The organism is Streptomyces sp. NPDC052012 (assembly GCF_040689265.1).
GTDB lineage: Bacteria > Actinomycetota > Actinomycetes > Streptomycetales > Streptomycetaceae > Streptomyces.
On record NZ_JBFAXA010000009.1, the window covers coordinates 168,152 to 187,767 of the forward strand.

Below are 19,616 nucleotides of genomic sequence, written 5' to 3' on the forward strand. Positions count from 1 at the left end.
GCTGACCGCCGGACCGCTTGCCAAAGCCTTGGTCAAAGCCTCTGGATCGCGGGCAATTCCGCCCGGTTTGCTAGCTGTCTGACGACTTGCCACCCGAGCGGGGCGCGCCGACCGTCGCTCCCGCCTTGACCCCGTTGTCCTTCGCGCCCGCCGGAGCCTCGAAGGACTCCAGGGCTTCCAGGACGTCCTGCACACGCGAGATCTCCGCGTTGATGTCCTCACGGCGCCGCACCAGCACCTCCAGCTCGCGCTTGCCCTCCTCGACCGTGCGCCGTGCCTCGCGCACCGCCTCGGCCTTGAGCTCCTCGGCCTCCTTGACCAGCGCGGCCTTCTTCTGCTCCGCCTCCTTCAGCAGGCCCTCGGCCTTCTTCACGGCGGCGATGCGCACCTTGCCGGCCTCCGAGTTGGCCTCGGAGACGATCTCCTTCGCCTTCGCCTCGGCCTTGGCGAGCTGCTCCTCGGCCGCCTTGATCAGCGCGTCGCAGCGGTCGCCGGTCGACTTCATCGTCTCGGCCGCCTCACGGCGGGCCCGCTCGTGCAGCTCCTCGATCTCGCTGGTGATCCGGTCCCGCAGCTCCTCGGCGCGCTCCCTGATCTGCGTGGCGTCCCGGCGGGCGCCGACCAGCAGCTCGTCCGCGTCCGTACGGGCCTTCTCCACCAGCGAGTTGCCCTCGACGGTCGCCTCGGAGACGATCCGCTCCGCCTCGCTGCGGGCCGCGCCGACCATGGTGTCCGCCTGCGACTCCGCGTCCGCGGTGGTCTTCAGCGCCTGCGCCTGCGCCTCCGCGAGCAGCTTGTCCGCCTCCGCCGTGGTCTCCGTGATGAGCTTGTCGACCTGCTCGGCCGCCTCGGAACGCCGCTTGTTGGCGTCCTTGCGCGCCTCGTCCAGGGTGCGCTCGGCCTCCTCGCGCGCCGAGGTCACCAGCCGCTCGGCCTCCGCCTCCGCGTCCGCCTTCACCCGCTCGGCCTCGCTGCGGACCCGCTCCGCGTGCTGCTGCGCCGAACCGACCGTCTCCGCCGCCTCGGCGCGCAGCCGCTCCGCGTCGCCGGTGGCGTCCGAGATCAGCTTCTCCGCCTTGGCGACCGACTCGGACCGCAGCCGGTCGGTCTCGGCGACCGTCTCCGCCGTGAGCCGCTCGGCCTCGTTGCGGGCCTCGGTGATGAGGGTGTCCGCCTGCGTCGCCGCGTCCGAACGGATGCGGTTGGCGTCCTCGCGGGCCTCCGCCCGGGTGCGCGCCGCGCTCTGCTCCGCCTCGGCGACGGCGTCCGACGCCTCCGTGCGCACCCGCTGGGCGTGCTCCGCGACCTCCGTGCGGATCCGGTCGGCCTCGGTGATCGCCTCGGACACCGTGCGCTCCGCGAGCGACTTGGCGGCCTCGGTCTCCTCCCGCGCCTCGCGCCTGAGCCGGCTCGCGTCCTCGCTCGCCCGCTCCCGCTCCGCGTAGGCGTCGGCGCGGACCCGGTCCGCCTCCTCCTCCGCCTCGCGGCGGGTGCGCTCCGCCGCGTGCTCGGCGGCGCTGCGCAGCCCGGCGATCTCCTCCTGCGCCTGCTCGTGCAGCCCCGCGACGGACTCCCGCACCTGCGCCGCGTGCTGCTCGGCCGCCGACACCATCTCGGTGGCCCGCCGGTCGGCCTCCTCCACCAGACGGGTGGCCTCGGCCTGCGCCTCCTCGACCCGCTTGCGCGCCGCGGCCAGCAGCTCCTCGCTCTGCTCGCGGGCCCGCTCGCGCTCCTGGTCCGCCTCCTGCCGGGCCGCGCCCAGCAGCTCCTCCGCCTCACGGCGGCGCCGGGCGGCCTCCTCCTGCGCGGCGGCCAGCGCCTGGGACGCCTCCGCACCCAGCCGCTCGGCGGCGGCCTGCGCCTCGGCGCGCATCCGGTCGGCGCTGTCCTGCGCCTCCGACTTCAGCCGCTCCGCCTCGGCCGCGGCCTCCGACCGCAGCCGCACGGCGACGGCCTCGCCCTCCGCGCGGGACGCCGACGCGTCCGCCGCGGCCTCGTCGCGCAGCCGCTCGGCCTCCGCCTCCGCCTGCTGCTGGAGCGTACGGATCCGCTCGGCGGCCTCGGTGCGCAGCCGCTCGGTCTCCTCGGCGGCCTCCCGGCGGATCCGGGCCGCCTCCTCACGGGCCTCGCTCAGCGCCCGCTCGGCGGCGAGAAGCCGTTCCTCGGCGTCCTTCTGGAGCCGCGTCAGCTCCTCGGCGGCCTCCGCGTGCCGTGCCGCGACGGCCCGCTCCGCCTCCTCGCGCAGCTCGCGTGCGGCCCGCTCGGCGTCCGCGGTGAGCGCCTCGGCCTGCTCCACGGCCTCCGCGCGGTGCCGCTCCGCCTCCTTGCGGGTGCGCTCCAGCGTCTCCTCGGCCTGCCGGCGCAGCGTGGTGGCCCGCTCGATCGCCTCGGTGCGGACCTTCTCGCTGTCGGTCTGCGCGGTGGAGCGCAGCTCGTCCGCGTCCGCCTTCGCCTTGGACAGCAGCTCCTCGGCGGACTTCGCCGCCTCCTCGATCTGCGCCACGGCCTCCTTGCGGGCCTCCGCGCGGATCTTCTCGCCCTCCGCGACCGCGTCGGCGCGCAGCTGCTCGGCCTCGCCGCGCAGCCGGCGGGCCTCCTCCTGCAGCTCGACCGTCTTGGCGCGGTACTCCTTGGTGTCGTCCTTCGCCGCGCCCTTGAGCTGCTCGGCGATGTCGTGCGCCTCCGCGCGCAGCCGGTCCGCCTCCGCCTCGGCCTCGCGGCGGATCCGCTCGGCCTCCTCGGCGGCGGCCCTGGTGGTCTTCTTGGCGTCCTCCGACGCCTTGTTGAGGACCTCCTCGGCCGTCCGGGCGGCCTGCGACAGCTGGGTCGCGGTCTCCTCGGCCGTGAGCGTGCGGGCCTTCTCCGAGGCCTCGGCGACGATCTTCTCGGCCTCCGCGCGGGCGTCGGCGACCAGCTGCTCGGCCTCGGACCTGGTCTGCTCGGCCTCCTTGGTGGCCTCCTCGACCAGCCGGGCGACCTGCTCCTTCGCGGTGCGCGTGCGCGTCTCGTTGGCGGACTCGGCGGACGAGATCGCCTTGGCGGCGGCCTCCTTCGCCTCGGCGAGCACCTTCTCCGCCTCGGCCCGCGCCTCGCGCAGCGCGGCCTCCGCCTGCGCCATCCGCTGCTCGGCGGCCCGGCTCAGCTCCTGCGCCTCACGGCGCGCGGACTCCGACTCGGTGACCGTGGACGTGCGCAGCTGCTCGGCGTGGTCGGTGGCCTCCTGCGCCTGGGTGGAGGCGGCGTTCAGCAGGCGCTCGGCGTCCGTGCGGGCCCGGCGCAGGATCTGCTCGGCCTCCGCGCGGGCCGCCTCCGCCTCGCTCTGCAGCCGCTGGCGGGCCTCGGTGGTCAGCCGCTCGGCCTCCGCGCGGGCGGCGGCCATCGCCTGCTCGGCCTCCGCGCGGGACTCCTCGAGGAGCCGGCGGGCCTGCTGCTCGGTGCGGGCGCGCAGCTGCTCCGCCCACGCCACGTTCTCGTTGACGTGCGACTCGACGTTCTGCCGGCGCTCGGCCAGCTCCTGGTCGAGCTGCTGGCGCCGGGTCACCGCCTCCTGGTGCAGCTCCGCCTGGAGGCGGGCCGCCTGCTCCGCGTGCTCCTGGAGGATCCGCTGCGTCTGCGCGCGGGCCTGGCTCAGCTCCCGCTCGGCCTCCGCGCGCAGATGGTCGGCCTGCAACTGGGCGTTGCGCAGCAACTGCTCGGCCTGGTAGCCGATGTCACCGCCGTCGTAGGCGGGCCGGGACATGATGGTGCGCCGCGCCTCGTGCAGCTTGGCGCGCAGCACCTCGACCTGGTAGCCGAGGTCCTCGGCGTGCTGGATCGCCTTTTCCCGCTCGGTCTTCAGCCGCTTCATCTCGGCTTCGAACCGAGAGAGGTGGTCGACGTCAGCCGCCGGCTCTCGCTCCTGGCTCTCGTAGCCCCGCACTGCGCGGTCCCATCCGTCCCCTGGTCGCAAGTCTGGCCGGGCTCCCGTCCATCCGCCGAACGGGGCCCCCGGGGAATGGTGTCAGATCAACGGCGGAGCATGGGCTGCTGCCCCGGCGCTCGCCCCCCGAAACCGGACCCCGGTGGTCCTGCCACCCGTGACGGCAGGACCTGGTCACCCTGGATCGAGCGGCGACCGCACCCAACCCTACCGGCCCATATGTACGTGGGTCAGTGCTCGGACGACTCAACGGGCGCGGAAGTGACCAGTTCCGTCAGTACGCCGTGGCAGTCCTTGGGGTGCAGGAAGGTGATGCGTGACCCCATGGAGCCGCGCCGGGGCTCTTCGTACAGAACGCGTACGCCCTTGTCCTTGATGTCGGCGGCGTCCCCGTCGACATCCGCCGTACCGAAAGCGATGTGGTGCACGCCCTCGCCGTTCTTGGCCAGCCACTTGGCGACGGTGGAGTCCTCCCGGGTGGGCTCCAGGAGCTGCAGGTAGGAGGCCCCGCCGTCGGACGTCTCGTTGATCTTGAGCATGGCCTCGCGCACGCCCTGCTCCTCGTTGACCTCGGAGTGGAACACCTCGAAGCCGTAGGTGGCCCGGTAGAACTCCACGGTCTTGTCCAGGTCGAAACAGGCGATCCCGATGTGGTCGATTCGCGTCAGCATGGATTCAGTGCAGCGCTCCCGGCGTGGTTACGCAACGTGCGCGCGATCACACCGAAGGGCCGATGACGCGGTCCGCCAAGCCTCAGTACATTCGAAGTAAACCCTCGTTCACTCCTCGGCTGTGCAGGCCGGTAAGGGGATCGCAGCTCATGTCTTCTGCATCTTCCGCAACGAACGGCACGACGTCCGTCATCGTCGCGGGCGCCCGCACCCCGATGGGGCGGCTGCTCGGTTCGCTGAAGTCCTTCTCCGGAGCCGACCTCGGCGGCTTCGCGATCAAGGCCGCCCTCGACCGTGCGGGGATCGGTGGCGACCAGGTCCAGTACGTGATCATGGGCCAGGTGCTCCAGGCCGGGGCAGGGCAGATCCCGGCCCGCCAGGCCGCGGTCAAGGCCGGCATCCCGATGAACGTCCCGGCGCTCACCATCAACAAGGTGTGCCTCTCCGGCCTCGACGCCATCGCGCTCGCCGACCAGCTGATCCGCGCCGGTGAGTTCGACGTGATCGTCGCCGGCGGCCAGGAGTCCATGACCAACGCCCCCCACCTGCTGCCGAAGTCCCGCGAGGGCTTCAAGTACGGCGCGGTGCAGATGCTCGACGCCATGGCGTACGACGGCCTGACCGACGCCTTCGAGAACATCGCCATGGGCGAGTCCACCGAGAAGCACAACACCCGCCTCGGCATCGGCCGCGCCGAGCAGGACGAGATCGCCGCCCTGTCCCACCAGCGGGCCGCCGCCGCGCAGAAGAACGGCATCTTCGAGGCGGAGATCACCCCGGTGGAGATCCCGCAGCGCAAGGGCGACCCGGTGCTGTTCAGCAAGGACGAGGGCATCCGCGGCGACACCACCGCCGAGTCGCTCGGCAAGCTGCGCCCCGCCTTCTCCAAGGAGGGCACCATCACGGCCGGCTCCTCCTCGCAGATCTCGGACGGTGCGGCGGCCGTGGTCGTGATGAGCAAGGCCAAGGCGCAGGAGCTGGGCCTGGACTGGATCGCCGAGATCGGCGCCCACGGCAACGTGGCGGGACCGGACAACTCGCTGCAGTCCCAGCCGTCCAACGCCATCCTGCACGCCCTGAAGAAGGAGGGCCTGGAGGTCTCCGACCTCGACCTCATCGAGATCAACGAGGCGTTCGCGGCGGTCGCCGTGCAGTCCATGAAGGACCTCGGCGTGTCCACCGAAAAGGTGAATGTCAACGGTGGTGCCATTGCCCTCGGTCACCCGATCGGCATGTCCGGTGCCCGACTCGTGCTGCACCTGGCGCTGGAGCTGAAGCGGCGCGGCGGCGGGGTCGGCGCGGCGGCGCTGTGCGGTGGCGGCGGCCAGGGCGACGCGCTGATCGTGCGGGTGCCGAAGGCCTGAGCCTCGGCCTTGTGTTTGCTGGTTGACTCTCGTGAACGGAGCTGTGATGCAGGACGTCTCCACTCTGGTGGCCCAGGCCAGGGAGGGCAGGCCGCGGGCCGTGGCCCGGCTGATCTCCCTGGTGGAGGGGGCGTCTCCACAGCTCAGGGAGGTCATGGCGGCGCTGGCGCCGCTGACCGGCAACGCGTACGTGGTCGGTCTGACGGGCTCACCCGGCGTCGGCAAGTCGACGTCCACGTCCGCGCTCGTCACCGCGTACCGCAAACAGGGGAAGCGGGTCGGCGTCCTGGCCGTCGACCCGTCCTCGCCCTTCTCCGGGGGTGCCCTGCTCGGTGACCGCGTCCGGATGTCGGAGCACGCCTCCGACCCCGGCGTCTACATCCGCTCCATGGCGACCCGCGGCCACCTGGGCGGCCTCGCCTGGGCCGCGCCGCAGGCCATCCGCGTCCTGGACGCGGCGGGCTGCGACGTGATCCTGGTCGAGACGGTCGGTGTCGGCCAGTCGGAGGTGGAGATCGCCTCCCAGGCCGACACGTCCGTGGTCCTGCTGGCCCCTGGCATGGGGGACGGCATCCAGGCGGCCAAGGCCGGAATCCTGGAGATCGGCGACGTGTACGTCGTCAACAAGGCCGACCGCGACGGGGCGGACGCGACCGCTCGCGAGCTCAACCACATGCTGGGTCTGGGCGAGTCCCGCAAGCCCGGTGACTGGCGCCCGCCGATCGTCAAGACGGTCGCGGCACGGGCGGAGGGTGTCGACGAGGTGGTCGAGGCGCTGGAGAAGCACCGGGCGTGGATGGAGGAGCGGGGTGTTCTCGCGGAACGCCGGCGGGCCCGTGCGGCGCGGGAGGTGGAGACGATCGCGGTCACGGCGCTGCGTGAGCGGATCGGTGATCTTCATGGGGACCGGAGGCTGGGGGCGCTGGCGGAGCGGATCATCGCGGGGGAGCTGGACCCGTACCGGGCGGCGGACGAGTTGGTGGCGGGTCTGACGGAGGGCTGAGCTCCGGTGGGGGCTGAGGCCGCCCTGGGGGCTCCGCCCCCAGACCCCGGCCCATGCCCACCCACCACCTGACTCGGCTGGTTGAATCAGTCGTCGTCCGAGTCGTCCCGGTCGGACGTGACCTTGGCGTCGGTCAGGTCGACCTTCCAGTCACCGGCGCTCGCCGTCTCGACCTCCCAGCCCTTCTCATCGTCGTCGTCCAGGTCCACCGACGTCACCGTGCCCTTCGCCGCCGCGGCCTTCGCGGCCTCCTCCGCGCTCACCGACGCCCCCTTCAGCGCGGCTCGCACCTCGGCGGCATCGTCCTCGTCGTCCTCGTGCGCGCTCAGCACCTTCCCGCTCCCCGGGTCGATCCGCACGCTGTGCCAGGTGTCGCCCTTGCCGAGAACGTCGACCTCCCAGGCGGCCTTGCCCCCGTCGTCCTCGTCGTCGTCCAGGTCCGCGGAGACGACCGTGCCCGGCGTGTGCTTCAGCGCGGCGGCGATCGCCTCGGCCGCGGTCACGTCCCCGGAGGCGGCGACCCGAGCCTCGTCCCGGTCGTCCCGGTCGTCCCGGTGGTCATCGTCACCCCTGTCGTCCCGGTCGTCCCGGTCGTCCTGGTCCGCACCGTCGTCATCCGAGTCCGACCCCCGCGTCTCCGCCGCCCGCGTCGTCGTCGGCGCGTCGTCGTCCCCCGACACCGCGAGGGCCGTGGCCGTACCCCCACCCACCAGGGCCGCAGCCGTCACGACGGCGATCACGATGTTGCGCTTCATGAGGATTCCTCCCGAGTCACTGCGTTTTCGACACCCTCAATCTCGCCGAACGACCCTGAGAGGAAGCTGAAACCGCCTGAAGGGATCTTCAGGTTCCCTTTGCCACCCTTGTAGGCATGCGCCTGTTGATCGTCGAGGACGAAAAGCGCCTCGCCCTGTCGCTCGCCAAGGGCCTCGCCGCCGAGGGGTACGCCGTGGACGTCGTCCACGACGGCCGGGAGGGCCTGCACCGGGCCACGGAGGGGACGTACGACCTGGTGATCCTCGACATCATGCTGCCCGGCCTGAACGGCTACCGCGTCTGCGCCGCCCTGCGCGCCGCCGGCCACGACGTGCCGATCCTGATGCTCACGGCCAAGGACGGCGAGTACGACGAGGCCGAGGGCCTGGACACGGGCGCGGACGACTACCTCACCAAGCCGTTCTCGTACGTCGTCCTCGTCGCCCGCGTCAAGGCGCTGCTGCGCCGCCGCGGCCAGGGCGCCGGTGCCTCACCGGTCCATGTGCACGGGAACCTCAAGGTGGACACCGCCGCCCGCCGGGTCTTCCTCGGCGAGGACGAAGTGGCGCTCACAGCGAAGGAGTTCTCCGTCCTGGAGCAGCTCGTGCTGCGGGCCGGCGAGGTGGTGTCCAAGGCGGAGATCCTCGAGCACGTCTGGGACTTCGCCTACGAGGGCGACCCGAACATCGTCGAGGTGTATGTCAGCGCCCTGCGCCGCAAGCTCCGCGCCGGGCTCATCCGGACCGTGCGCGGCGCCGGTTACCGCCTCGAGGCGACAGAGCCGGCGGAGCCGACGCCATGAGGCGGCTGTTCGGCTCGGTCCGCGCCCGGGCGACGCTCGCCGCGACCCTGGTGGTCGCCGTGGCGCTCGTCGCCGCCGGGGCGGCCGTCCTGCTGTCGCTGCGCTCCAATCTGATCGGCGAGGCGGGCACCCGCGCGGAGCGCTCCGCGCGGGCGGTCGCCTCCGAACTGGCCGCCCGGACGCCGTACAAGGACCTGTCGGGCCTGGACGGCGACGACGGCCCGGTGCAGGTCGTCGACGAGGAGGGACGGCTGGTCGCGGCCAGCGAGGACCTGGAGAGGATCACCGGCACGGGGACCGGCGAGGTCACGCCGAGTCCCGCCGCGCCGAGCGGCGCCGACGACGACGAGGACTCCGACGACAGCGGCGACGACTCCGATTCCGGCTCCGACTCCGACTCCGACTCCGACTCCGACGACTCTCTGGAACCCGGCGAGATCGCCTCCGGGGCCACCTTCACCAACGGCTCCGCCACCATCGACGGTGACACGGAGGACTACCGCTTCGCCGAGGTCCAGGTGGAGACCCACGAGCGGGGCCGCCTGGTCGTCCACGCCGGTGCCCCGCTGTCCGCCGAGCACAGTGCCGTGAACACCGCGCTGACCGTGATGCTCCTCGGCTTCCCGCTGCTGCTGGCCGTGGTCGCCGGGGTGACCTGGCTGGTCACCCGGCGGGCGCTGCGCCCGGTGGAGGGCATCCGCCGGGAGATGGCGGCGATCACCGCCTCCGAGGACCTGGCCCGCCGGGTCCCCGAACCGGCGACGCACGACGAGATCGCCCGGCTCGCGCGCACCACCAACGAGACACTGGCCGCGCTGGAGGCGTCCGTGGAGCGGCAGCGGCGGTTCGTCGCCGACGCCTCGCACGAGCTGCGCAGCCCCATCGCCTCCCTGCGCACCCAGCTGGAGGTGGCCGCCGCCCACCCCGAGCTGCTGGATCTCGACGGAGCCGTCGAGGACACCGTGCGGCTCCAGCACCTCGCGGCCGACCTGCTGCTGCTCGCCCGTCTGGACGCGGGGGAGAAGCCGGCCGGTACGCGGGTCGACCTGGCGGCACTGGCCCGCGAGGAGGCCGCGGGGCGCAGCGGGGTGGTCGTGGACGCGGAGCCCGTCGAAGTGGCCGGTTCGCGGGGTCAATTGGGGCGATTGCTCGCCAATCTCCTCGACAACGCGCAACGGCACGCCCGTGAGACCGTCACGGTGACTGTCCGGCGCGAGGGCGAGCGGGCGGTGCTCGGGGTCGCCGACGACGGCGAGGGAGTCCCGGAGGCCGACCGGGAACGGATCTTCGAGCGGTTCGTACGGCTGGACGCGGCGCGCAGCCGCGACGACGGCGGCGCGGGTCTGGGTCTGGCCATCGCCCGGGATGTCGCCGCACGGCACGGCGGGACGCTCACGGCGGGTGCGGCGCCGGCGGGCGGAGCCCTGTTCGAACTCCGCCTGCCGCTCGTCCGCTAGGGGATGTCCGCGAAGTCGCGTCGTCCGCCCGCAGGGCAGGCGGGACTTCGCGGACACCCCCTAGGGCTGACCGGCCGGGTCGGCGAGGGTGGCCGAACGGTCAGCCGGGAGAACCGCCGGGTCAGGGGCGTCCCCGGTGCCCGCGCAGGTGCTCCGCGATGGGTTTGAGGGCCTTGTCGAGCTCGGTGAGGGCGTCGGGCGAGAGCAGGTCGATGAAGTGCCGGCGCACGGACGCCACGTGGTGGGGCGCGACCTTCTGCATGGTCTCCATGCCGTAGTCGGTCAGGACGGCGTACAGGCCACGCCGGTCCGACTCGCAGTTCTCCCGCCTGACCAGGCCGGCGTTCTCCATCCGCGTGATCTGGTGGGAGAGGCGGCTCTTGGACTGGAGGGTGGCGGATGCGAGGTCGCTCATCCGCATCCGGTGGTCCTCCGTCTCGGAGAGGTTCACCAGGATCTCGTAGTCGTTCATTGTCAGGCCGAACGGCTGCAGGTCTTTTTCGAGCTGGTAGGTCAGCAGCTTGTTGACCTCCAGGTGGGTGCGCCAGGCGCACTGCTCCGCATCGGTCAGCCAGCGGGTGGCCGTCTCGGTCTCCATGAATGAAGTCTACCTAAGAAGTTGAAAAGCGAACTAGTGAGGGGTGGCGTGTGACGTAGACGGCGTGCACGCGTTCGATGTCACACTCCGCAGACTACCGCTCACAGCCCGAAGCGACGCTGGAGGTCTCCCAGCTGTCCGGGAAGGCGCGGTGTCCCGGCCCCCTGCCCGTGACCCCCGGACATCCCGCCGCCGGGTACTCCCGCCTGCTGCGGAGTGACCCCCGTGGCCTGCTCCGCCATCAGCGTCTCGGAGGACTGCAGCAGCACCGTGCCGGCCCCCGCGAACTCGAACTGGTGCTCCTCGCCGGACACCCCGCCGAGGCCCGTCAGCGCACGTAGACCGCCCATGACGCCGGTCATGTAGCCATGGTCGTAGTGGTGGCACGGAGACGGGCAGTCGGCCCACCCGACCAGGGCCTGCGGGTCGACCCGGATCGGGGGTTCCATGAACACCACCGGACCGTTGGACGCGGCCACGAACTTTCCGGTTCCGATGAGTGTCAGAAAGCCAGGAACGATCGACTGCTTCAGTGACAGACTTGGCTGAAAAGCGAGCAGGTTGCCCGAGCGAATGGTCAGGTTGCCCTCATCCAGGTCGTACGCGTTCACATCGAAGGCCCGGTCGGCGAGGAGCATCTTGCCCGAGCCCTCCGCCACCACCCAGTCGCTCGCGTGCAGTGGCGAATGGAACGCGGTCCGGACAAGTCGGTCGAGTCGCCCGTGCCCGATGCCGTTGAACTCGATCGAGCCGTAGTAGGCGATCATCTTCCCCTTCTGCAGGAACCACTGGGTGCCCTTGAGCTCCACGCAGAAGGTGTACGGGTTGACGTTGTCGTCGGCCGGCAGGGTCATCGGGTCGAACACGGCGGGACCGGCCGGACCGGCGCCCGGGGTTGCGTAAGTGCTCACAGCTTCTCCTCCGACGCCTGTACGTACACCGCACCGCTGCCGCTCAGCTCCAATTGGAACGCCTCGCCCGAGCCGCGGCCCACCATGTCCCGCCAGCCGAGTGCCGTCGACAGCTTGTTGCGGACGTCGCCGTGGTGCGCGACGTAGGCCTGCGGGTCGACGTGGACCGGGCGGCCGGGCGTGATCGGGATCTCGATCACGCCGCCGTGCGCCATGACGGCGACCGAACCGTGCCCCTTGAGGGTGGTGGTGAACAGGCCCTGCCCGGAGACCTGGCCCCGGACCATGCCCATCACCCCGCCCTGCGCGCCCAGGAACACCGTGCCCTGCTCCAGCGTGCCCTCGAAGGCCAGCAGCCGGTCCGCCTCGACGTAGAGGGTGTCCCCGGAGAGGTCGATCACCTGGATGTGGTGGCCGCCGTGACCGAACAGGACGGTGCCGCTGCCCTCGACCGTCATCAGCGGCGTGTCCTCGTCCGCCACGCGCCGGCCGATCATCGACATCAGCCCGCCCTGGCCGCCCGCCGTGTTGGGAGTGAAGCTGACCTCCCCCCGGTACGCGAGCATCGCGCCGCGCTGGCTGAACAGCCGCTGACCGGGCGCCACCGTGGCCTCGATCATCTTCGCGTTGATCTCACGGAAGCCCATGTCAGACGTCCCCCGCGATCGTGTTGCGCTCACTGGGCTGCACGTAGACCAGTCCGTCGCCCTCGAAGCGGATCTGGAAGGCCTCGCCGCCGCCCTCGCCGAGCAGTGTGCGGAAGGTCACACCCGACTGGAAGGACTGCCGGAGATTCCCCTGGTGGGCCACATAGGCGCCGGGGTCGACGGACAGCGGGTACTGCGGGCTGACCCGGAGCACCACCGCCGGACCGTCCGACATGATCGCCGCCTGGCCGTGCCCCTCGACGGTCGTGGTGAACAGCCCGTTGCCCTGCGAGGCGCCGCGCATGCCGGTGAAGGTGGTGCCGGTGCGCAGGCCGCCGTCGGTGGCCAGCAGATTGCTCGACTCCACGTAGAGCTTGTCGCCCTGGAGCGAGACGAGATTGATCTCGGAGGCCCGGTCGGCGAAGAAGCAGGTGCCGTGCCCCTTCACCTCCATCAGGGTCATCTGCTCGCCCGTGAGCCTGCGGGTCACCATCCCCCGGATGCCCTCACCGCCCCCGCTGAGCTTCTTGAACGCCATGTCGCCGTCGTACGCGACCATGGAGCCGTTCTTCGCCTTCACGGCATCCCCGGTCATGTCGACGGCGAGCACCTTGCTGCTCTGAAGTCGGAACATCGCCACGGACGTGACGGTAGCGGCCGGTTTGCCCGGCGGACAGAGCCTGTGGACGGAGCCGACCCTGAGCGAACCCCTAGGGGCGCCGTTTGCCACAATGGGCGAGCGCTTGTGCGTACGTTCACAAGATCGGCCCCTGTCTCTCCCATCGAAGGTGACCCGTGGACATCAAAACCGCCACCGCCCTCCGCCGGCTGCGCCTCGTCTCCGTGCCCGAGGCCGTGTCCTTCCTGCTGCTGCTCGTCTGCTCGGTGCTGAAGCGGACCACGGAGTTCAACGCGGTACCGGTGATGGGCGCGGTCCACGGCATCCTGTTCATCCTGTACGTGATCTTCTGGGCCGACGCCTGGAACCGTACGAAGTGGTCCCTCGGCACCGCCGCGTACTACTTCCTGATGTCGGTCCTGCCCACCGGCGGTTTCTTCGCCGACCGCAGGCTGCGGCGCGAGGCCGAGGACGCGGTGATCGCCTCCCGCGCCCGCAAGGAAGGCGTGGTGAACGCGTGATCGTCGCCTTCTCGGTGACGCCGCTCGGTGTCGGCGAGGACGTGGGGGAGTACGTCGCCGACGCCGTGCGGGTGGTCCGCGAGTCCGGGCTGCCCAACCGCACCGACGCGATGTTCACCTCGATCGAGGGTGAATGGGACCAGGTGATGGACGTGGTGAAGCGCGCGGTGGCCGCGGTGGAGGCACGCGCGCCCCGCGTCTCGCTGGTCCTGAAGGCGGACATCCGGCCGGGGGTGACCGACGGCCTGACGTCGAAGGTGGAGACGGTGGAACGCCACCTGGCGGGGGAGTGAACCGGACGCCGTGCGCGTCCGCCCGGTACCGAACTCCGAGACAGGGCTGACCGCCATATGACCGGCCGGTAAGGTCGATGCCGTGCCGAAGCCGCTCAGTCTCTCGTTCGATCCCATCGCCCGCGCCGACGAGCTCTGGAAGCAGCGCTGGGGGAATGTGCCGTCCATGGCGGCGATCACGTCGATCATGCGCGCACACCAGATCCTGCTGGCCGAGGTCGACGCGGTGGTCAAGCCGTACGGGCTCACGTTCGCGCGGTACGAGGCACTGGTGCTGCTGACCTTCTCCAAGTCGGGCGAGCTGCCGATGTCCAAGATCGGCGAGCGTCTGATGGTGCACCCCACGTCGGTGACCAACACGGTCGACCGCCTGGTCAGGTCGGGCCTGGTCGCCAAGCGCCCCAACCCCAACGACGGCCGCGGCACCCTCGCCTCCATCACCGACAAGGGCCGCGAGGTCGTCGAGTCCGCCACCCGCGACCTGATGGCCATGGACTTCGGCCTCAGCGCCTACGACGCCGAGGAATGCGCCGAACTCTTTGCGATCCTGCGTCCCCTGCGCCTGGCGGCGGGGGACTTCCAGGAGGAGTGACCGGGCACACCTGACCCGGGCCGGGAACCTCCGGAACCGCCCGTTACGCTCGACTGCATGAAGAAGAGCGTGCTGACCCGCTACCGGGTCATGGCCTACGTCACCGGTGTCCTGCTCGTCGCGCTGACCTTCGGCATGATCGGCAAGTACGTGCTGGAGATGGACGGCGCGGCCGACTTCACGCAGGTGGTCAGCATCGCCCACGGCTGGCTCTACGTGGTGTACCTGATCTTCGCCTTCGATCTCGGCTCCAAGGCGAAGTGGCCCGTGAAGAAGCAGCTCTGGGTGCTGCTGGCCGGGACGATCCCCACGGCCGCGTTCTTCGTGGAGCGCAGGATCAGCCGCGAACTGGAGGCGGCGGTCTCGGACGAGTCGCCCGCGGTCGCCAAGGCGTAACGTTTTTCGCGCGTCACCGCCGTACGGAGCAGCGTACGGCGGTCAGCCATCGACATTTACTAGGACGTCCAAGTAAATTCGAAGCATGGACGCTGACGCCATCGAGGAGGGCCGCCGTCGTTGGCAGGCCCGGTACGACGCTGCTCGCAAGCGTGACGCAGACTTCACCACGCTCTCCGGGGATCCCGTGGAGCCGGTGTACGGGCCGCGGCCCGGGGACAGGTACGAGGGGTTCGAGCGGATCGGGTGGCCGGGGGAGTACCCCTTCACACGCGGGCTGTACCCGACCGGGTACCGGGGGCGTACGTGGACCATCCGGCAGTTCGCCGGGTTCGGGAACGCCGAGCAGACCAACGAGCGGTACAAGATGATCCTCGGCAACGGCGGAGGCGGGCTGTCCGTCGCCTTCGACATGCCGACGCTCATGGGCCGCGACTCCGACGACCCGCGCTCGCTGGGCGAGGTCGGCCACTGCGGGGTCGCCATCGACTCCGCCGCCGACATGGAGGTGCTCTTCCGTGACATCCCGCTCGGGGACGTCACCACCTCCATGACCATCAGCGGGCCCGCCGTGCCCGTCTTCTGCATGTACCTCGTCGCCGCCGAGCGCCAGGGCGTCGACCCCTCCGTGCTCAACGGCACGCTCCAGACGGACATCTTCAAGGAGTACATCGCGCAGAAGGAGTGGCTCTTCCAGCCCGAGCCCCATCTGCGCCTCATCGGCGACCTGATGGAGCACTGCGCCGCCCGCATCCCGGCCTACAAGCCGCTGTCCGTCTCCGGCTACCACATCCGCGAGGCCGGCGCGACGGCCGCGCAGGAGCTGGCGTACACGCTCGCGGACGGCTTCGGGTACGTCGAGCTGGGGCTCAGCCGCGGGCTCGACGTGGACGTGTTCGCACCGGGGCTGTCCTTCTTCTTCGACGCGCACGTCGACTTCTTCGAGGAGATCGCCAAGTTCCGGGCGGCGCGCAGGATCTGGGCGCGGTGGATGCGGGACGTCTACGGCGCCACGAGCGAGAAGGCGCAGTGGCTGCGGTTCCACACGCAGACCGCCGGGGTCTCGCTGACCGCGCAGCAGCCGTACAACAACGTGGTGCGGACGGCCGTGGAGGCCCTGGCCGCGGTGCTCGGCGGGACCAACTCCCTGCACACCAACGCGCTGGACGAGACCCTCGCCCTGCCGAGCGAGCAGGCGGCGGAGATCGCGCTGCGGACGCAGCAGGTGCTGATGGAGGAGACCGGCGTCGCCAACGTCGCGGATCCGCTGGGTGGTTCGTGGTACGTCGAGCAGCTGACGGACCGGATCGAGGCGGACGCGGAGAAGATCTTCGAGCAGATCAAGGAGCGGGGGCTGCGGGCCCACCCGGACGGGCAGCACCCGATCGGGCCGATCACCTCCGGGATCCTGCGGGGGATCGAGGACGGGTGGTTCACGGGCGAGATCGCCGAGTCGGCGTTCCGCTACCAGCAGGCGCTGGAGAAGGGCGACAAGAAGGTCGTCGGTGTCAATGTCCACACCGGGTCCGTCACCGGTGACCTGGAGATTCTTCGGGTCAGCCATGAGGTGGAGCGGGAGCAGGTGCGGGTGCTGGCGGAGCGGCGCGCTGCGCGGGACGAGACGCGGGTGCGGGGGGCCTTGGACGCGATGGTCGCGGCCGCGCGGTCTGACGCCAACATGATCGAGCCGATGCTGGAGGCGGTTCGGGCGGAGGCCACGCTGGGTGAGATCTGCGGGGTGCTGCGGGACGAGTGGGGGGTGTACACGGAGCCTGCGGGGTTCTGAGTGCCCTGTGCTGGGGCTGGGCGGGGGTGGGTGCGCTTGCCCGCGCTTGCGGGGTGCCTCCCCCACTCTCGGCTTCGCTCGAGCGGGGGGACCCCCATCGCCCACCCGTGCCGCCCTGGGGGCACCTCCCAGGCCCATAAGGCACTGGGGGAGGCACGACTGCCCGCAGCTAGGGCGATTTCAAGCCCTCCAGCAGCACCCTCGTGAAGCTTCTGACCCATTCCTCGTCTGCCGGTTCCGCGCTCACCAGGGTGCGGTGGACCACTGCTCCCGCCACCATGTCGAAGATCAGGTCCACCGTGCGGGTCGACTCCTCCGGGTTCGTCGGCGGCGGGAGTTCGCCGCGGGCCTCCGCGCGGGCGCGGCCGGCCAGGACCAGGCGTTTCTGGCGGTCGACGATCGAGGCCCGGATGCGTTCGCGCAGGGCCTCGTCGCGGGTGGCCTCCGCGACCACCGCCATCAGGCCGCTCCGGGCCTCCGGGCGGGCCAGGATCGCGGCGAACTGGAGCACCACGCCCTCGATGTCGGCGGCCAGGGAGCCGCGGTCGGGGAGGGAGAGTTCGTCGAAGAGTTCCGCCACGGCGTCGACGACCAGCTCGTTCTTGCCCGCCCAGCGCCGGTACAGGGTCGTCTTGGCCACCCCCGCCCGCGTCGCCACGTCTCCGAGCGTGAGTTTGGACCAGCCCAGTTCCACCAGGGCCTGCCGCGTCGCCGCCAGGATCGCCGCGTCCGCCGCGGCGCTGCGCGGGCGGCCGGTGCGGCTGGCTGAAGTGCGGCTCTGCATGTCACGACCATAACCGGCGGTTCCTGTGCGGTCGTGAGGGAGATCACCGGGAGAAGGGGTTCCTCCGGCTCCGCTTGCCATTACGCTACGACTCGTAGCGAAAGCACGAGTGACCGACGTGCCGGAGCGACAACCACAGGGCGCGGGTGGGGACCCGGCGCCAACAGCACCCGCAGGCATGGCTTTGACGGCTGTTTTCACGGACGCGCGCAGTACGGGGGAGGATAGACGCATGCAGCCACGGAACATGTCCATGAGCGGAGTCGTCGACCTCGCCGCGGTGAAGGCGGCCCAGGAGGCCAAGGCGAAGGCGGAGCAGGCGCGCGCCGAGGCGGCGCGGACGGGCGGCGGCACCGGTGCCGTCTCCCCGGCCGATCTCGTCGTCGACGTCGACGAGGCCGGCTTCGAGCGCGACGTCCTGCAGAGGTCCACCGAGGTCCCGGTCGTCATCGACTTCTGGGCCGAGTGGTGCGAGCCCTGCAAGCAGCTGAGCCCCGTCCTGGAGCGGCTCGCGGTCGAGTACAACGGGCGCTTCCTCCTCGCCAAGATCGACGTCGACGCCAATCAGATGCTGATGCAGCAGTTCGGGATCCAGGGGATCCCGGCGGTGTTCGCGGTGGTGGCCGGTCAGGCCCTGCCGCTCTTCCAGGGGGCGGCGGGCGAGGCGCAGATCCGCCAGACCCTGGACCAGCTGGTGCAGGTCGCCGAGCAGCGCTTCGGGCTCACCGGTCTCACCGTCGACCCCGAGGCGGAGCCCGGCGGCGCGCAGCCCGCTCAGGCCGAGCCGGCCGGCCCGTACGACGCCCTGCTGGAGGCCGCCGTGCAGGCCCTGGACGCGGGGGACCTGGGCGGTGCCGTCCAGGCGTACAAGAACGTGCTCGCCGACGACCCGGGCAACACCGAGGCCAAACTCGGGCTCGCCCAGGCGGAGTTGCTCCAGCGCGTGCAGGGCATGGACCCGCAGCAGGTGCGCAAGGACGCCGCCGAGAAGCCCCAGGACGCCGCGGCGCAGATCGCCGCCGCCGACCTGGATCTGGTGGGCGGCCACGTCGAGGACGCCTTCGGCCGGCTGATCGACACCGTGGCGCGTACGGCGGGTGACGACAAGGAGGCCGCACGGGTGCGGCTGCTGGAGCTGTTCGAGGTGGTCGGCGCCGAGGATCCGCGCGTGATCGCCGCGCGCAGGGCACTGGCGCGCGCCCTGTTCTGAGCAGGGCGGGCGGCTGGTTCGGGCCCCGCTCGCGGGGTACCGACACCCTGGTGCCCGAGTGAAAGATTGGCCGTCGAGAGGTCACTGCGGCCGCGCTTTACCAAATCTTGGTAATCGCGGCCGCTGTTACTGCGAGTAAGTCGCAGCCGTTGATCTGTCGGATTCTGTCCAGCGATCAATAGTTTTGTACACCCCCTTCGGGACACCCTGCGTCGCCGTCCGAGACCCCTGCGTCGTACTGCGGTTATCCGGCCGTTACTAGCGAGTAACGAACCCCCTTGTGCGGGCGGCGAGAATGCACCACGATCGGCGACGCTCGGTCCATTCCCGCACCCCGACAGCCGGTTGGGTCACGGGATCTCCTGGGTCCCCACCGAGCAGAGCCGGCGGCAGTGGCGCCGGCTCTTGGGCAGGGGGGTCTTCGCTCTCCCGGCGAAGCCTGTCCAGCAGGGTTGTGCGTGATGCGTGTCAGGCGCGACCAGTGGTTGTCGCTCGGGGGTGATCGCCGGTGATTCGGGTGCTTTGTGCGCCGCCGAGTCGGGCGCTCTCCTTCCCGAGGACGTAGCACTTCTCCCATCCCTGCCCTGCTGAGCCGCCGTCATGGCGGTCGGCCGGAGCAGGAGATGTACGTCCGAGAAGGAGGAAATATGGAGTCCCAGGTGCGTGGCGGGACCAGATGGAAGCGGTTCGCTGTGGTCATGGTGCCCAGCGTCGCCGCCACGGCAGCGATAGGTGTCGCCCTCGCGCAGGGTGCTCTCGCCGCCTCGTTCAGCGTGTCGGGTCAGTCGTTCAAGGTGACGGCGGAGAAGCTCGAAGGCAAGGGCTTCTCGCAGTACGGCGCGATCGACGAGGGCTACACGCTCAAGGGTGAGAAGGTCCACCACCCCGTCGCCGTCTCCGCGTTCAAGTCCGCGGAGATCACGGGCATGTGCCAGTCGGTCGTCACCCCGACCCCGTTCGGCAACGTCAGCCTGCAGCTGAAGGCCGGCGGTGGCGGTAAGCCGGTCGAGGCCGAGAACCTGTACATCGACGTCGAGGACCTCGGCGCCGACGCCACCTTCCGCAACATCGACATCGGTGTGGCCGCCAAGGACGCCAACAAGGGTCCGGGCATGAAGGGCGGCAAGGAGCAGGCCAACCCGTACGGGTTCGCCCAGCAGGCCGAGTCCGCGACGCTGACCGACGTGAAGCAGACGGCGTGGGCGACCACCGCCGGAACCTTCAAGCTGAGCGGTCTGAAGATGTCGCTCTCGACGGGTACCAAGGAGTGCTACTAAGCACTCGCTG

At 71.0% G+C, this 19,616-nt stretch carries 19 protein-coding genes; 11 read left to right on the top strand and 8 right to left on the bottom strand.

The genetic code is table 11. The features are described 5' to 3' along the window. Positions 1-70: 70 nt before the first annotated feature. Together scy and mce are read right to left on the bottom strand one after the other, a co-directional pair. Positions 71-3,919 (bottom strand): polarized growth protein Scy, encoded by a 3,849-nt coding sequence (scy, locus tag AB0412_RS18070; protein ID WP_366403540.1) that lies wholly within the window; start codon positions 3,917-3,919, stop codon positions 71-73. Positions 3,920-4,149: 230 nt separating this feature from the next. After that, complete coding sequence (gene mce, locus AB0412_RS18075; protein WP_366403541.1) at positions 4,150-4,590, bottom strand: methylmalonyl-CoA epimerase; 441 nt, start codon at positions 4,588-4,590, stop codon at positions 4,150-4,152. A gap of 149 nt (positions 4,591-4,739) precedes the next feature. Between mce and AB0412_RS18080 the strand changes: the two genes are divergently transcribed. Both AB0412_RS18080 and meaB read left to right on the top strand, forming a co-directional pair. Then, positions 4,740-5,954, top strand: coding sequence for an acetyl-CoA C-acetyltransferase (locus tag AB0412_RS18080; protein WP_366403542.1), 1,215 nt, complete (start codon positions 4,740-4,742; stop codon positions 5,952-5,954). Positions 5,955-6,000: 46 nt separating this feature from the next. After that, on the top strand, positions 6,001-6,957 hold the full coding sequence (gene meaB / locus AB0412_RS18085; protein WP_366403543.1) for a methylmalonyl Co-A mutase-associated GTPase MeaB: 957 nt from the start codon (positions 6,001-6,003) through the stop codon (positions 6,955-6,957). 86 nt (positions 6,958-7,043) lie between these two features. Here meaB and AB0412_RS18090 read toward each other — a convergent pair whose 3' ends face one another. Beyond that, positions 7,044-7,712, bottom strand: coding sequence for a PepSY domain-containing protein (locus AB0412_RS18090; RefSeq protein ID WP_366403544.1), 669 nt, complete (start codon positions 7,710-7,712; stop codon positions 7,044-7,046). A 116-nt stretch (positions 7,713-7,828) separates the two neighbouring features. On the opposite strand from AB0412_RS18090, the gene AB0412_RS18095 reads away from it, so the two are divergent. Together AB0412_RS18095 and AB0412_RS18100 are read left to right on the top strand one after the other, a co-directional pair. Continuing rightward, positions 7,829-8,515, top strand: coding sequence for a response regulator transcription factor (locus tag AB0412_RS18095; RefSeq protein WP_366403545.1), 687 nt, complete (start codon positions 7,829-7,831; stop codon positions 8,513-8,515). Further along, positions 8,512-9,972 (top strand): HAMP domain-containing sensor histidine kinase, encoded by a 1,461-nt coding sequence (locus AB0412_RS18100; protein ID WP_366403546.1) that lies wholly within the window; start codon positions 8,512-8,514, stop codon positions 9,970-9,972. Before AB0412_RS18095 ends, AB0412_RS18100 begins: the two co-directional genes overlap by 4 nt. Before the next feature lie 121 nt (positions 9,973-10,093). Here the strand turns inward: AB0412_RS18100 and AB0412_RS18105 are convergent, their stop codons facing one another. The 4 genes from AB0412_RS18105 to AB0412_RS18120 all read right to left on the bottom strand — a co-directional run bounded on the left by AB0412_RS18105 (position 10,094) and on the right by AB0412_RS18120 (position 12,762). Next, complete coding sequence (locus AB0412_RS18105; RefSeq protein ID WP_366403547.1) at positions 10,094-10,570, bottom strand: MarR family transcriptional regulator; 477 nt, start codon at positions 10,568-10,570, stop codon at positions 10,094-10,096. Positions 10,571-10,671: 101 nt separating this feature from the next. Further along, positions 10,672-11,481 (bottom strand): AIM24 family protein, encoded by an 810-nt coding sequence (locus AB0412_RS18110; protein ID WP_366403548.1) that lies wholly within the window; start codon positions 11,479-11,481, stop codon positions 10,672-10,674. Further along, a complete protein-coding gene (locus tag AB0412_RS18115) occupies positions 11,478-12,128 on the bottom strand; it encodes an AIM24 family protein (protein ID WP_366403549.1) in 651 nt (216 codons plus the stop codon). The genes AB0412_RS18110 and AB0412_RS18115 overlap by 4 nt, the downstream gene beginning before the upstream one ends. 1 nt (position 12,129) lies before the next feature. Further along, positions 12,130-12,762 (bottom strand): AIM24 family protein, encoded by a 633-nt coding sequence (locus AB0412_RS18120; protein WP_366403584.1) that lies wholly within the window; start codon positions 12,760-12,762, stop codon positions 12,130-12,132. Positions 12,763-12,923: 161 nt separating this feature from the next. Here AB0412_RS18120 and AB0412_RS18125 point away from each other — a divergent pair, with 161 nt between their 5' ends. The 5 genes from AB0412_RS18125 (at position 12,924) to AB0412_RS18145 (ending at position 16,335) form a co-directional block, all read left to right on the top strand. After that, entirely contained in the window at positions 12,924-13,268 is a 345-nt protein-coding gene (locus tag AB0412_RS18125; RefSeq protein ID WP_366403550.1) for a DUF3817 domain-containing protein, read from the top strand. Further along, positions 13,265-13,561 (top strand): MTH1187 family thiamine-binding protein, encoded by a 297-nt coding sequence (locus AB0412_RS18130; RefSeq protein ID WP_366403551.1) that lies wholly within the window; start codon positions 13,265-13,267, stop codon positions 13,559-13,561. The genes AB0412_RS18125 and AB0412_RS18130 overlap by 4 nt, the downstream gene beginning before the upstream one ends. Positions 13,562-13,643: 82 nt before the next feature. Next, entirely contained in the window at positions 13,644-14,153 is a 510-nt protein-coding gene (locus tag AB0412_RS18135; RefSeq protein WP_366403552.1) for a MarR family transcriptional regulator, read from the top strand. A 57-nt stretch (positions 14,154-14,210) separates the two neighbouring features. Further along, the gene (locus AB0412_RS18140; protein WP_366403553.1) at positions 14,211-14,549 is read left to right on the top strand and encodes a DUF3817 domain-containing protein; all 339 of its coding nucleotides are present in this window, start codon (positions 14,211-14,213) and stop codon (positions 14,547-14,549) included. A gap of 85 nt (positions 14,550-14,634) precedes the next feature. After that, entirely contained in the window at positions 14,635-16,335 is a 1,701-nt protein-coding gene (locus AB0412_RS18145) for a methylmalonyl-CoA mutase family protein (RefSeq protein WP_366403554.1), read from the top strand. Positions 16,336-16,504: 169 nt separating this feature from the next. Here AB0412_RS18145 and AB0412_RS18150 read toward each other — a convergent pair whose 3' ends face one another. Next, positions 16,505-17,119, bottom strand: coding sequence for a TetR/AcrR family transcriptional regulator (locus tag AB0412_RS18150; RefSeq protein WP_366403555.1), 615 nt, complete (start codon positions 17,117-17,119; stop codon positions 16,505-16,507). A 232-nt stretch (positions 17,120-17,351) separates the two neighbouring features. Here AB0412_RS18150 and AB0412_RS18155 point away from each other — a divergent pair, with 232 nt between their 5' ends. After that, positions 17,352-18,329, top strand: coding sequence for a tetratricopeptide repeat protein (locus AB0412_RS18155; RefSeq protein ID WP_366403556.1), 978 nt, complete (start codon positions 17,352-17,354; stop codon positions 18,327-18,329). Between the two features lie 647 nt (positions 18,330-18,976). Further along, on the top strand, positions 18,977-19,606 hold the full coding sequence (locus tag AB0412_RS18160; RefSeq protein WP_366403557.1) for a DUF6230 family protein: 630 nt from the start codon (positions 18,977-18,979) through the stop codon (positions 19,604-19,606). Positions 19,607-19,616 lie beyond the last annotated feature (10 nt).